A 13,423-nucleotide genomic window follows, 5' to 3' on the forward strand; every position below is an offset into this window, starting at 1 on the left:
TCATAGTGGTAATAAAATTATTCGATTGCATTGGTGAAGTTAATTCTCAATACTCACAGGTATGTCCCAAAAGAATAGTTAGATTTTATTGGGGTAGTGATATAGACCACGGAGTAACTTTGGATGAACTAAAAAATTTATTGATAACTAAAGATATTAAGAAATGTCGAAAAAATACACTTTACATTCTTCGGTAGCATTAAAAAGCCTCTCTTAATTTTTGGGGATTATGTTTCATGCTAACTGTGTGGTATAATAAAAGAAATTATACTAGGATTTAAGATGCACACCCTACATGGTTTTTGCACCCCCTTGAAAGGGAAAGGTTAGATTGTATGATAAAGTTGATTGCGACAGACATGGATGGGACCTTTTTAGATGGTCAGGGGAGTTTTGATAGAGAGCGATTTTCACGGGTTTTGGATCAACTAGATCAGAAAAAGATTCCTTTTGTTATCGCTAGTGGCAATGGAATAGGTAGATTACTACAATTATGCCAAGGATTTGAAAATCGACTGATTTTCGTGGCTGATAATGGTGCCCATGTCTATCATCAGGGTAAAACACTCATTCGTCGGGCTATTCAGCAAGTGGAAGTCGAAGCAATACTGCATTTTTTCAAAGGCCGTTGGGCGGATGTATGTCTGATGTTGTCGAATGATGATAATATTTATATGCAGGCTGGGGCAGGTATGCCATTTGCAGGGACGGATTTGCCAATAGAACCAGCTCAGATGGCTGCCTTCCAAAATCGTGTGATATATTTAGACGACCTCAGTGCCTATCCAGTTTCAGAGTCAATATACAAGGTTGGTCTCTGGGTTCCTGAAGCGCGTGTAGAATCGATAACGGAAGAGTTTAACCAGGCTTTTCAAGGTCAGCTGATGGCAGTGACCAGTGGCTATGGCTCGGTGGACATTTTGCCGGCGGGGATCCACAAGGCCTGGGGCCTGGAGCAGGTCTTACAGGACTTGGGAATACAGGCAGAGCAGGTCATGGCTTTTGGAGATTCGGACAATGATTTGGAACTCTTAGCCTATGCTGGGCATTCCTATGCCATGGAAAATGCAACAGACAAGGTCAAGGCAGTAGCCAAGTACCGAGCTCCCAGCCATCTGGAGGCAGGGGTCATGCAGGTCTTGGAAAATTGGTTGTCGGAAACCAAGGGAGAGTAAAAAATCCTTGAGTATTTTTATATATCCTCATGCTCTAGTATAAAAAACAAGGTCTCTCAAGCACTGAGAGCCTTGTTTTAATTTCCAACGCTGGTAAACTTGGTCATGCCGTAGCGGAAGAGTTTATAATTGATAGAAAATAGGACCACTACCACCAGTGGCAGAGCCAGTCCCCACATAGACAGGTCTAAGAAGTAGAGGGCTGGGAAATAAGCGGTAAAGGCGTAGGGGAAAACAAATATTAGCAGGATTTGAATGATTTTTGGATAAATATTGAGTGGGTATTGAGCCATTTGATTGAGGGAGAAAATCCCCATGGTCAGAGGGAAAGATTCAACAATCCAAAAGGCTAGGGCCGTGGGCCCTAATTGAATGGTCGCATAGAGTAGGCCGATACAAATGGCAATAAAGATTAGTAAGGCTAGTTTTCCAAGACTCCATTCCATGCCTAGCTCATTTGAAGCCTGAACAAGTGCAAGGGAACCGATAATGGTTGTTCCGATTCCTTGAGGTTGAATTCGTTCACAGATAAGCTGAAAAAGAGGATTGACAGGCATGAGGAGGAGGCGTTCAAATTCGCCTTGTCGGATGTAGCGACTGCCAAACATCCAAAGGTTGTCAAAGAATATCAGGTGAATGGATCGTCCGACGGTGGCTATTCCATAGATGAAAAGCATTTGACCGTAGTTAAAACCAGCGATTTCCCTGATATTTCCAAAAAGAATATTGAGGAAAATCAAGTAGACAATTTGTTCAATCAACGAGGAGAAAAGCCCGATGAAGAAGTCCACCCGAAAGGACATCTGGGCCATCATGTAGACCTTGATATTATAGAGATAGAGGCTGATATATTTCTTCATGTTAACCTCCAAAAATGACAATACGACGCTTGGCCTGAGACCAAAGAGCAGCGATGAAGAGAGCGAGGAATGGTATCCAGACAACTTGCAACCCCAAAGCCCTTAGATCGCTTTCCTGTCCCAATAAAATGGAAACTGGAACGTTAACCGCATAATTATAGGGAAGGAGTTTCAAAAAGTTTTCCACAGCCTGTGGATAGAAGCTGAGTGGCAATAGTGCCCCAGAGGCTAGATTGAAAAGTCCCATTCTCAGAAGCATGACTCCCCAGGCATTAACAGTAAAAAATGCCAAAAAACCGAATGCCATATCCAGTAGTTGAACGATAAACATACCGAGGATGGAGCTGACTAGAAAGAGCAAAATGGTCTGGCCATCAGGCAGGTAGAAATCTTGATGAACAAGCAAGATACCGATAAATACGATAGCAAACTTTATCAGTTCCAAGAGCTTATTTCCAAGGTCTTTGAAAAAGAGGGCTAGAATAAAGGAATAGGGTCTGAGAAATTCTCCAGCAATGCTTCCTTTTAAAATGCTATGGGACAAATCTTCTCCGAGTGAGAAAGAATTTAAACTGGCTAGTAGATTAGCAAAGATGATATATGTAGTAAAGGTTTGTAGGGTAAAGCCATTGACTTCTGGTTGAGTGAAGAAAATGGTTTTCCAGACATAGAGAGCTACCAAAATCTTCACTGCCAGTGAAACGAAAGTCGCTAGAAAGAAAGCCTTATACTGCATAGCATTCATCATGGTCAGGCGGGTCATGTAGAGATATTTACGCATGGATACCCTCCTCATAAATCTGACGGACCATGGTTTCAATTTCCAATTCCTTCATGGTGACATCCTCAATGGCATAATGATTGAAAACTTGCTCAATTACCTGGGCACTGGTCCAAAGCTTGCTTTGGTAGTGGATTTCAAAGTGAAAGTCATCCATTTGTTCAAATTTCCAGCCTTCTAGTTGCAAGTCTTTTTCAATCGGCTTTTCTGTGGAAAAGAGAATGGTTTTCACTGTGGAAAAGCGTTCTTTGAGGACGGTCAGAGAACCATCGTAGACTTTTTTTCCCTTATCAATGATAAAAATCCGTTCACAGAGGCTTTCGATGTCCTTCATATCGTGGGAGGTAATCAGAAAAGTGGTCTGGTATTGCTGGTTCATATAGCGGATGAAGGAGCGAATGGTCTCCTTGACGCTGGCATCCAAGCCGATGGTTGGTTCGTCCAAAAAAACAACGGCAGGCTGGTGGATAAAGATAGCCGCAAATTCACAGCGAACCCGTTGGCCGAGTGACAGATTACGGATTGGTTGCTTCATAATATCAGCCAAGTCCAATAAATCAATCAAGACAGCTAGTCTTTCCTTAAAAATCGCATCTGGGACATCATAAATTTTTGCGTGGAGAATAAAGGATTCCTGGACAGGTAAGTTCCAATCCAAGTGAGATTTTTGTCCAAAGAGAACGCCGATTTGCTTATTGACAGCCTTGCGGTTTTCTTGTGGGTTGAGCCCATTGATGCGGACGGAGCCTTGGTCTGGATAGAGAACACCAGTCAGCATTTTGATGGTGGTCGACTTACCGGAACCATTGGAGCCGATATAGCCGATGATTTCGCCTTTTTTGACCTGCAAGGAAATATCTTGGACGGCAGGAATTTTCTTTTTCTTGGGTTTGAAAAAGGCCTTAATCGAACCTTTGAGACCGACTTCCTTATCTATGATGGAATAGGTTTTTGATAGATGTTCAGCTTGAATCATTTTATCATCTCCTTTAAGAAAACGTTTGCACGATAAGACTATTATACCATATTTCTTAAGGGGGTGAAGGTAGAAAATAATGATTACGGTAACATTTTGATTAGAAAATCGGTCATATATTGAGGAGATTCTTGCTTTCCATTTTTTATCCAAACCTGCATGATACCGAAGAAGGCATGCGAAAAATAGATGCTGCTGTATTCTTTTTCAAGTGGAGATAAATCTTCTTTTCCCAAACGCTCAGCTAAATCGTTTGCGATCAATAATCTAACTTTATTGATAAGAAAATTTTGGATTTCTTGAGTTCCGTTATGAGTTAGTAGGGCTGAGAGTAATTTTTCACGATAGAGCAATTCGAAAATTTCTAAAAATGATGATTGGCGATTGCCATCATAACGGTCAAATTTTGCCTCTAATTTGTGAAAAAGTCCCTGTTGATAGGAGTCAATCAATTCATATTTATCCTTATAATGGGTATAAAAACTAGAGCGACTAATTCCTGCTGTTTGAGCGAGGTGGGTGGTTGTAATTTCGTTAAATCCTTGAGTTTCTAGGCAAGTCACCATTGCTTCTAAAATGGCTTGACGAGTTCGTTCTTTCCGATTATCTGTTCCCATTTTGCTCCTTTTATACATTTTTAGACACATTGTCCAAAAAAACGATTCATATTACTTGATTTTGAAAATGATACTTGTATAATATATTTTATCAGTTTTTGGACAGGATGTCTAAAGGAGGTTCTTATGTCGGAAAAAGTAAAGAATTTTTTCAAAAAACCAATGACCTTGATCACCATTCTCGGTGTTTCCTGTGTCCCAGCCTTATATAACATTAGTTTCCTAACCTCTATGTGGGACCCTTACGGCCGACTAGACCAGTTGCCTGTAGCAGTTGTCAATCAAGACCAGTCGGCGAGCTTTCAAGATAAAACCCTCACCATTGGTGATGATATGGTGGATAATATGAAAGAGAGCAAGAGCCTGGATTTCCACTTTGTATCAGAAAAAGATGCGGAAAAAGGTTTGGAAGAAGGGGACTATTACATGGTCATTACCCTACCAGAAGATTTATCAGAAAAAGCATCCAGTCTCTTGACGGATCAGCCTGAACCACTAACAATTTCTTACCAAACCTCTAAAGGTCACAGCTTTGTCGCTTCTAAGATGGGCGAATCAGCCATGGAAAAATTGAAAGCGTCTGTTTCAGAGACGATTACTGAAACATACACCTCGGCTGTTTTTGACAGCATGGGAGAGATTCAAAACGGCATGGTTGAGGCAGCAGATGGAAGTCAACAATTGACAGATGGAGCTAGTCAATTAGAAACCGGAAGTCAGACTCTATCATCAGGCTTATCTACCTTATCTTCATCAGGTCAATCACTGGTGACAGGAGCAAACCAATTGGCTACTGGAGTTGTGTCTTATACAGATGGAGTCAATCAGGCTGCTTCAGGAAGTCAAACACTTTCCAGTGGCTTAACAACCTACACAAATGGGGTAGCGAGTCTTGCTTCAGGTGCAGAGCAATTAAATGCCAATTCCTCTCAGCTCATCGCTGGGGTGGGACAATTGCAAACAGGAGCAAGTCAGGTCGAACAACTGGTAACAGGAGCCAATCAATTGCAGGCAGGCTTGGAGCAACTCGCTAGTTCAACTAGTTTGTCTGCTGAACAGTCTAGTCAGATACAGGCTTTATTGACAGGGCTTCCTCAGTTGCAAGCGGCCATCAACCAATTAAATGATAGCCTATCAAGTATGGGAGGAGTTGCAGTAGATACCTCTACTCTATCTAGCCTCTTGACAGAGATGGGGGCTCAGGCTCAAGGATTGTTGACTGCAGCCCAAGCTGATAAAACAGCCAGCATTGAAGCTTTGCAAGCAACGGCTACCTATCAAAACTTGACAGCTGATCAGCAAGCTGAATTGGTTGGAGCCCTCCAAAACTCACCTTCGGCAACAGCGACAGTAGCCAAAACGATTTTGGACCAATTGTCGCAACTCAGTCAAGCCTTATCAAGCTTACAAAGTCTTTCTGGCATGGCAACACAAATGAGCCAGCTGCAATCAGCTGTCGGTCAGATCAACACGGCTGCCAATCAAGCATTGCCAGGCGCCACAACAGCCATTGAAAACCTATCAAGTGGCTTGAGTCAGGTCAACACCGCCTTGAACCAACAAGTTCTACCAGGAACTCAAGCCTTGACGAGTGGTGTGAGTCAACTTCAAACGCAATTATCAAATGGAGCAAGTCAGCTCATGTCAGGAGTAACAGCCTATACCGCAGGTGTTGCCCAACTAGCAGAGGGTGGAGCCCAGTTGGTTGCAAACAACAGTAGCATCCAATCTGGAGGTGGCCAGTTAACATCAGGATTGGCAACCTTGGCTGCCAACTCCAGTCAACTTGTCAGCGGTTCAGGACAACTGGCTTCGGGTAGTCAGCGATTGATTTCTGGTGCAGAACAGTTGGTTAGTGGCGGTCAAACCTTGACAAGCGGTATTTCCAGTCTTCGTACAGGTAGTGAAACCCTGACGAATTCACTCAGCTCAGCCAGTCAACAACTATCAGTCGTCTCTGTAGAAGACAAAAATGCACAAGCAGTTTCTCAACCAGTCACCTTGGAGCACAGTGACAAAGATGATGTGAAAACCAACGGTGTCGGAATGGCTCCTTACATGGTGTCTGTTGCCCTAATGGTTGCAGCCTTATCAGCGAATGTTATTTTTGTCAAACACATTGATAATCGCTCCTACAAGAACCGTTGGGACTGGGCCAAAGGAAAACTCTTGCTCAATGGGACCATTGCCAGCCTAGCAGCATTGATTCTGTACGATGTTCTTCGCTTGATTGGAATCGAACCGGCTCATCCAATGGCAACCTTGGGATTAATCCTCTTAGCCTCATGGACCTTCATGGCCCTCGTTACAGCCCTGGTAGGCTGGAACAATCGTTTCGGATCCTTCGCCAGTTTAATTCTCTTGTTACTACAGCTTGGCTCAAGCGCAGGTACCTATCCAATTGAACTCAGCCCACGCTTCTTCCAAGTCATTCAGCCCTATCTTCCAATGACCTATTCTGTGTCAGGTCTTCGTCAAACCATTTCTATGATTGGAAATAGTAGTCATCAAGTTTGGATACTGAGCCTCTTCTTAGTAGGCTTCATGGGACTAGGTCTTTTGATTTATAATCAGAATAATGAATAATTAGAAAACCAACTGCTCCATGTGAACAGTTGGTTTTTGGTTGATGTGGTTATTTTGGTGTCCCTAAATTGATTGTCGCATTGGTGGCTTCAATGGTCAGTTTGTTCTTGCTACCTTTGTTTTCTAGGGTTAGGGTCTGTAGATCGTTTTCTGTCTTGACAGGGAATTTGGTGTACTTATCGCTAGTGAAAATGCCGATTTCCCCGAGTCGCTCTTGTAAGTAAGGGTCTTGGTTAACCATCTCTCCCAAATCCTCCCCATCTTCATAGTAGTAACCTTGGGCTTCTACTAACTTTTTCTTGTCGATCTGGTTAGTGATGAGCAAGTTGCTATCTGCCAGGCTCTTGTCCGTCACATCCAAAAATGTCGTAGAGGAGTAGGTATCGGACGGGGTGAAGCGATTGTCGCCAAGAAGAGTCGTTTGTCTGCTATCCAGCTGGCTATAGCCCTCGATGGTCACATTTTCCAAACTGGTTTCAGATAGGCGGACACTGCTTTCCTGGAGGTTGATGTGCATATCTTTTAGAGTGGATTGTGTTGCTTGGAAGTAGCCTGCTTCAATCTGGCCGCTGTCAATGGTCACCTTGTCAAAATCGACACCACCTGAAAGGTCAATTTCTTTGATATGGACATTTTCAATCACGAAACTAGCAGACTTATAGAAGTGATCTCCCTCTAATTTATTCAGTGTCTTCCCTTTAGGCACTTCAATGGTGACTGAGAAGACATTGATGCGACGTTGGGCCAACCTTTCTCCCAGATACTGCATGATTCCCTCAATGGCAAATTTTAGTTCCTGTGCAGAGAGGGTTAAGACGCCGTCTTTCTCACTGAGTTTTAGAGGGGTTTGGATATTGTTGTCGGAGTTGGCATAGGTCACATGGTAGTTGCTATCGCTAGACTCCTTGATATAGACGCTGTGGGGGATAAAGTCAATTTTAATGGTATTCAAATCTGTGAAGGTCTTATGGACTTCCGTTGGAGCAGCAACCTCTTCTAAGCGGGTTATACCTCCTGTAAAAAATCCAATTCCAGCTAGAATTAAGCCTGCAATCAGGCTGACAAAGCCGATAATAATGGCGATGGTAAGTTTCTTTTTCATGCTCGTTTACCTCGTTTCAAGATCCATTTGAAGCAAGCCTTGACCAGTCGCCAAGACCAGTAGGCAAAAAATCCAGTCAAGATGTAGATGAGAATAGCTCCGCCAATCAAAGACAAACCTGAGCCAAACCCCATGAGGAAGATATTGAAACCTTCTGACATAAGGCTAAAGGCTTCCCAAATCAGATAGCCACCGCTGGTGAGAAGTCCGACACCCAAAATAAAGGCACCGACAATGAGGGCCAAGATGAGCGCCACCAATCCCAATAGACTAGCTAGGAGAATGAGCAAAAGTGGAATGGCGATAGGCAGGGAAATGACAGCTAGGATAGCCAACCAGAGCGTTCGTTTTGTTTGGCTAAAATTACGGAAGTAGCGACCGAGGAAAAAGGCGCCGAGGATAAGAGTCGCAAACAGAGGAATGACTCCGATAAACTCTCCCATGATAAAGAGTAGGAAGAAAGAGAAGAGACCTGTCATACTTAAGGCTCCCAGACCAACCCAGAGTTTCCAGTTGAGTTGAATAGGTTCTTGTTGATCCTTCTCCTCCTGGATTTGCTTGTTGAGCATGTTGTTAATGAGTTCGCTGGCAGCTTCTTTTGGTGAACCAAGTTCTTCTATAATTTCTGTTTCATGCTCTGGTCCAGCCTCGTCAAAATACTCATTAAAGAAGCTGATGGCTTCAAAGTATTCTTTGTGGGGCAGTTTTTTGAGATGTTTTTCTAACTGCTCCATGTATTCAGTTCTTGTCATGGCGGACGCTCCCTTCTATGATGCCGTTTATCGTGTTTGTATAGGTATCCCAGTCATCTTTGAGTCGGACCAATTCTTCGTGACCTAACTGAGTTAGACTATAATACTTGCGCATACGACCCTGATATTCTTGGGAATAAGTAGTCAAAAAGTCATTTTGCTCCAATCGTTTTAGGATGGGATAGAGGGCGGACTCCTTGATGTTGGCAATTAATTTGATGGTCTGACAGATTTCATAACCATAAGAATCATCGGATTCCAAAATAGCCATGATGAGAAATTCTGTCAGCACTGCGGGGACTGGAAAATGCATAGGACACTCCTTTCCTTGATGCTTGTGTAGGTAGGTTTAGATTTGACATATATTTGATTTTTGTTATATATCAAAACTTGTTATATATAAAATATACACCTACAAAAATAAATTGTCAAGTGATTATGTGCAAAATAAATAAAATAGCTTAAGACAAATTTTTAATGTGTAAACGTTTTATAGCCTTGAAAAATATTTTCAGAGTAGTAAACTTAATAATAGTACTAACATTAAGGGATTTTCTGGACTAAAAGAGAATGACCTCAGATGGATTAGTAGTATTTAAGGTGGTGTAAAGATGAAACTATATGTTCAGTTTATGATTATTCTAGTATTTTCATTTTTAGGGGAAGCTATTTCGACTATTTTTCATCTTCCTATTCCGGGAAGTATTATTGGCTTAATCCTCCTATTTTTAGCCCTAGAGTTCAAATTGATTCGTCTTCGCCACATTCATACGGTTGGAAATTTTTTGCTGGCTAATATGACCATTCTTTTTTTGCCTGCAGCGGTGGGCATTATGGAGAGATTTGATGCAATTAAAGATTATTTACTTCCTATTATCATCGTCATTTTAGGCGCCATTTTTTTAAATATCTTAGTAATTGGTTTTGTTGTTCAATTTGTGAAGCAAAAGTTTGAAGGTGACTACATTGATACGGAGGGAATTCATGACTGAACTTTTTTCAAATCCTATTTTTGGTATTATGTTATCAATTGCAGCATATTTAATTGGAATGCTGATCTATCGGAGATTTCCTCATCCAATCACAAACCCACTGTTGGTAGCTACAGGATTGATTATTGTCTTTTTAAAAATGACAGGTATTTCCTATAAGGAATATTATGCAGGAGGTTCCTATCTAAATATGCTTATTGTGCCTTCAACAGTAGCTCTGGGTATTCCTTTGTATCGTTCTTTCCATCTAATGAAACATCACATTCGAAGTATTCTTTTGGGAATTTTTGTTGCCTGTATTGTCAATACTGTCTTTACTGCCCTAATTGCAAAATGGTTTGGAATGGATTTTTTTCTAGCAATCTCTCTTTTTCCAAAATCAGTCACCACTGCTATGGCTGTTGGTATTACTGATAAAATGCAAGGAATAGCAACTGTTACTCTTGTAGTCGTTGTTGCAACAGGAATTCTGACAAGTGTTCTTGGTCCGGTCTTTTTAAAGCTACTAAAAATTGAAGATCCGGTAGCTGTTGGTCTTGCTTTGGGAGGAACAGGACATGCCATTGGAACGGGTACAGCGATAAAATATGGGCATACGCAAGGGGCGATGGCTGGCTTAGCTATTGGGATTACAGGTATCATGTATGTGGTGATTAGTCCTATAGTTGCGCAGATTATCTTACAATAAAAAAACTACGATTGGAATTCCAACCGTAGTTTTTTAGTCTACATAAAGTTTGGATTGATGATTCAACCAACTATAAAGAAGTCCGATAAAGAGACCGCCCCCCACGTAGTTTCCTAATCCAGAAAAGAGGAAATTGCTTAGTACACTTAATAGAGTCATTCCCTCAACTGGTCCACCATTTGCAAAAAAGGCCAGGGAGAAGAGTGAAAAGTTCGCAATGACGTGCTCATATCCCAAGAAAGCAAAGATAAAGATGATGAAAATAACGGAAATGAGACGCCCAGCATCATCTTTGATGCGTAAGAAGGTAAATACGCCGATATTCACGACAATATTAGCAAAAATTCCTTCAATAAATTGAGTCAAAGGTGTTTTTTCTAGTTTTGTCACTGTCGCTTCAAATAGGTAGCTATGAGCATCAACGTGTTGATAAGGTAGAGTCAGTGAAACCAAGTAACAAACAAGGACAGCACCGACAAAGTTAAAGAAGATACAGGTTGCCAACATCTTGAGGGCTGTTTTAGTAGGAATCATTTTTCGATGGCTGGCTACTGTCATATACATCATGTTGGATGTTCCTAGTTCGGCATTCATATATAAAATCATGAGTAGCCCCCAACCAAACATCAATCCATAGCTAAATTTTCCGAGTCCTTCTGCAATATGGTTGAGTTTGTCTGCTGTATAAAGAGAAATGACAATCCCCAATCCTAAATAAAGACTGGCTAGTATCGATCGTACAGCGTAGGCAGAAAAACTGTGTTCAAACAAATCTGCTTTTTTCTGGATACTCTTTTCAAGTGTATACATTAATGTCTCTTGGTTAGCTCCCATCCTAATCTCCTTACTGAATTTACTACTTTTTTGAGTAAACGTTTTCTTTTTGTCGAATGGCTTTACTTTGTTTATTATACTTGATAAAATGGTTGTTGTCCAAAAAAATTTAACTTTTGAAAGGAAATATAAGAAAAATATGGATGTTACATGGACAGTGAAATATATCACTGAATTTTTAGCGACTGCACTCCTTATTATCATTGGTAATGGTACAGTTGCAAACGTTGATTTAAAAGGCACAAAAGGAAACAACTCTGGTTGGATTCTCATTGCGATTGGCTATGGTTTGGCAGTTATGATGCCAGCATTGATGTTTGGTAACGTTTCTGGTAACCATATCAACCCAGCCTTTACACTTGGTTTGGCTGTTTCAGGTCTCTTCCCTTGGGAACATGTTGCACAGTATATCGTTGCGCAATTGTTAGGTGCAATGTTTGGTCAGTTAGTGGTTGTAGCAGTGTATAAACCTTACTTCTTGAAAACTGAAAATTCTAACCATATTCTTGGCTCATTCTCAACTATCAGTGCGCTTGATAACGGAACGAAAGAAAGCCGTAAAGCTGCAACTATTAATGGCTTCTTAAATGAGTTCGCTGGTTCATTTGTATTGTTCTTCGGAGCACTTGCTTTGACTAAGAATTTCTTTGGTGCAGAGCTTGTTGGTAAAATCATTGAACAAGGCTATGACAAGACAGTCGCTGAAACAATGGTTGCTCCATATACTTCAGGTTCAATTGCAGTTGCTCACTTAGGCATTGGTTTCCTAGTTATGGCCTTGGTAGCCTGTGTCGGTGGTCCAACTGGTCCAGCTCTTAACCCTGCTCGTGACCTTGGTCCGCGTCTTCTTCACCACTTCCTGCCAAAAACAGTACTTGGTGAATCAAAATCTGATTCAAAATGGTGGTATGCTTGGGTGCCAGTGGTTGCTCCAATCCTCGCATCAATTGCCGCCATTGCACTATTCAAATTCTTGTATCTTTAATAGTGAACCCGATTCGTCGGGTTTTTCTTTTTTGTTTTATGGATATTGAGGTGATTCGGTTGTCTGCTCTGCTATTTTCCTAAAAGTTATGCTACAGTAAAGCTAGAAAAAATCGGAAAAGAGGCTAGAATATGTCAGATGTTATTGCTTTTGGCTATGGAAGCAGTCGAGCGGAGATGCAGCTCAAGTGGCTCAATCGCCATGGAACCATCGCAGGTGCTATGGGTAAGACAGTGACCTTAAAGGTCTTGGCAGAGCAGTTGAGTGATGCGGGAATCCCTATTCTTACACTGTCTGTACCTCGGTTCCGGGTATGAAAGCAAATTCGTTCGGCTATATCTAGACAAAGTTCTTGCCAGATGCCACAAAATTCTTTAAAATAAACGTAAACCACTAGTTAGTAAGGAGTTGCCATGACTGATCAATTGCAGGCATTATTGAAAGACTATCAGCCCCAGCCATTGGGTGAAAAACGTTCTTATGCAGTCTTCTTGCCCTTAGTCTGGTCAGACAATCAGTGGCAGGTCTTATACGAGATTCGGAGCGAGTCCATTTCTCAACCAGGGGAAGTTTCCTTTCCAGGTGGTGGAATTGATGATGGGGAGACAGCAGAAGAAGCAGCCATTCGTGAGGTTATCGAAGAACTTGACATTCAACAGGAACAAATTGAGTTGCTGGGAGAAATCGATTATCTCGTTTTCGGTCGCTCAACGATTCGCTGTTTTGTCGGTCGACTTCACTTGGACTGGCAGACCCTTCAACCCAATGATGAAGTAGCTCGATTCTTTACAGTCCCACTAGAAACCTTGCTGAAAACGGCCCCTGTCTATTATCAACTGGATTCACAGATTGTCCCAGATTGTGACTTTCCCTTTGAACGCTTGAGAGGAGGAGTTGACTATCCTTTCAGTCATCATAAACGCTCCGTCCCATTTTATGAAAATCTACCAGAAAATATCTGGGGAATGACCGCCCAATTTACCCATCGTTTTACGGAAATCATAAGTCATAACCACCCGTGAAAACGGGTGGCTTGTACACCGGCTATAAGCCGTTTCTCTCCAGCGACGTCTAA

The 13,423-nt window shown here is 41.7% G+C and carries 14 protein-coding genes and 1 pseudogene; 7 read left to right on the forward strand and 8 right to left on the reverse strand.

The features are described 5' to 3' along the window. The first annotated feature begins 335 nt into the window (after positions 1–335). Positions 336–1,175: a Cof-type HAD-IIB family hydrolase gene (locus SST111_RS03035; protein ID WP_099809976.1), complete on the forward strand. Its 840-nt coding sequence runs from the start codon at positions 336–338 to the stop codon at positions 1,173–1,175. A 77-nt stretch (positions 1,176–1,252) separates the two neighbouring features. Here the strand turns inward: SST111_RS03035 and SST111_RS03040 are convergent, their stop codons facing one another. The 4 genes from SST111_RS03040 to SST111_RS03055 form a co-directional block, all read right to left on the reverse strand. After that, entirely contained in the window at positions 1,253–2,035 is a 783-nt protein-coding gene (locus SST111_RS03040) for an ABC transporter permease (RefSeq protein WP_099809977.1), read from the reverse strand. Between the two features lies 1 nt (position 2,036). Continuing rightward, positions 2,037–2,816, reverse strand: coding sequence for an ABC transporter permease (locus tag SST111_RS03045; RefSeq protein WP_099809978.1), 780 nt, complete (start codon positions 2,814–2,816; stop codon positions 2,037–2,039). Next, entirely contained in the window at positions 2,809–3,792 is a 984-nt protein-coding gene (locus tag SST111_RS03050; RefSeq protein ID WP_099809979.1) for an ABC transporter ATP-binding protein, read from the reverse strand. Before SST111_RS03050 ends, SST111_RS03045 begins: the two co-directional genes overlap by 8 nt. Positions 3,793–3,875: 83 nt before the next feature. After that, the gene (locus tag SST111_RS03055) at positions 3,876–4,409 is read right to left on the reverse strand and encodes a TetR/AcrR family transcriptional regulator (RefSeq protein WP_099809980.1); all 534 of its coding nucleotides are present in this window, start codon (positions 4,407–4,409) and stop codon (positions 3,876–3,878) included. Between the two features lie 126 nt (positions 4,410–4,535). Here SST111_RS03055 and SST111_RS03060 point away from each other — a divergent pair, with 126 nt between their 5' ends. Continuing rightward, positions 4,536–6,995, forward strand: a complete 2,460-nt coding sequence (locus SST111_RS03060) for a YhgE/Pip domain-containing protein (protein ID WP_099809981.1) — start codon at positions 4,536–4,538, stop codon at positions 6,993–6,995. A gap of 49 nt (positions 6,996–7,044) precedes the next feature. Here SST111_RS03060 and SST111_RS03065 read toward each other — a convergent pair whose 3' ends face one another. Genes SST111_RS03065 through SST111_RS03075 form a run of 3 tightly spaced genes read right to left on the reverse strand, consistent with a single transcriptional unit; the run spans position 7,045 to position 9,162 of the window. Continuing rightward, positions 7,045–8,097, reverse strand: a complete 1,053-nt coding sequence (locus SST111_RS03065) for a DUF4097 family beta strand repeat-containing protein (RefSeq protein WP_099809982.1) — start codon at positions 8,095–8,097, stop codon at positions 7,045–7,047. Next, positions 8,094–8,849, reverse strand: coding sequence for a DUF1700 domain-containing protein (locus SST111_RS03070; protein ID WP_044684873.1), 756 nt, complete (start codon positions 8,847–8,849; stop codon positions 8,094–8,096). The genes SST111_RS03065 and SST111_RS03070 overlap by 4 nt, the downstream gene beginning before the upstream one ends. Then, positions 8,836–9,162, reverse strand: coding sequence for a PadR family transcriptional regulator (locus SST111_RS03075; RefSeq protein WP_002937550.1), 327 nt, complete (start codon positions 9,160–9,162; stop codon positions 8,836–8,838). Before SST111_RS03075 ends, SST111_RS03070 begins: the two co-directional genes overlap by 14 nt. Before the next feature lie 298 nt (positions 9,163–9,460). Between SST111_RS03075 and SST111_RS03080 the strand changes: the two genes are divergently transcribed. Together SST111_RS03080 and SST111_RS03085 are read left to right on the forward strand one after the other, a co-directional pair. Continuing rightward, a complete protein-coding gene (locus tag SST111_RS03080; protein ID WP_002941098.1) occupies positions 9,461–9,841 on the forward strand; it encodes a CidA/LrgA family protein in 381 nt (126 codons plus the stop codon). After that, positions 9,834–10,529: an LrgB family protein gene (locus SST111_RS03085; protein WP_180274021.1), complete on the forward strand. Its 696-nt coding sequence runs from the start codon at positions 9,834–9,836 to the stop codon at positions 10,527–10,529. The genes SST111_RS03080 and SST111_RS03085 overlap by 8 nt, the downstream gene beginning before the upstream one ends. Positions 10,530–10,562: 33 nt before the next feature. Here SST111_RS03085 and SST111_RS03090 read toward each other — a convergent pair whose 3' ends face one another. After that, positions 10,563–11,363: a formate/nitrite transporter family protein gene (locus SST111_RS03090; protein ID WP_099809984.1), complete on the reverse strand. Its 801-nt coding sequence runs from the start codon at positions 11,361–11,363 to the stop codon at positions 10,563–10,565. Between the two features lie 139 nt (positions 11,364–11,502). On the opposite strand from SST111_RS03090, the gene gla reads away from it, so the two are divergent. The 3 genes and pseudogenes from gla to SST111_RS03105 all read left to right on the forward strand — a co-directional run bounded on the left by gla (position 11,503) and on the right by SST111_RS03105 (position 13,370). Continuing rightward, complete coding sequence (gla, locus tag SST111_RS03095; RefSeq protein WP_099809985.1) at positions 11,503–12,348, forward strand: aquaglyceroporin Gla; 846 nt, start codon at positions 11,503–11,505, stop codon at positions 12,346–12,348. A 131-nt stretch (positions 12,349–12,479) separates the two neighbouring features. Further along, positions 12,480–12,632, forward strand: a pseudogene (locus tag SST111_RS03100) (helicase HerA-like domain-containing protein); the annotation flags it as partial. A gap of 129 nt (positions 12,633–12,761) precedes the next feature. Further along, entirely contained in the window at positions 12,762–13,370 is a 609-nt protein-coding gene (locus tag SST111_RS03105) for an NUDIX hydrolase (protein ID WP_099809986.1), read from the forward strand. The last annotated feature ends 53 nt before the right edge of the window (positions 13,371–13,423 follow it).

This window comes from Streptococcus suis YS161 (assembly GCF_002760245.1).
GTDB lineage: Bacteria > Bacillota > Bacilli > Lactobacillales > Streptococcaceae > Streptococcus > Streptococcus suis_I.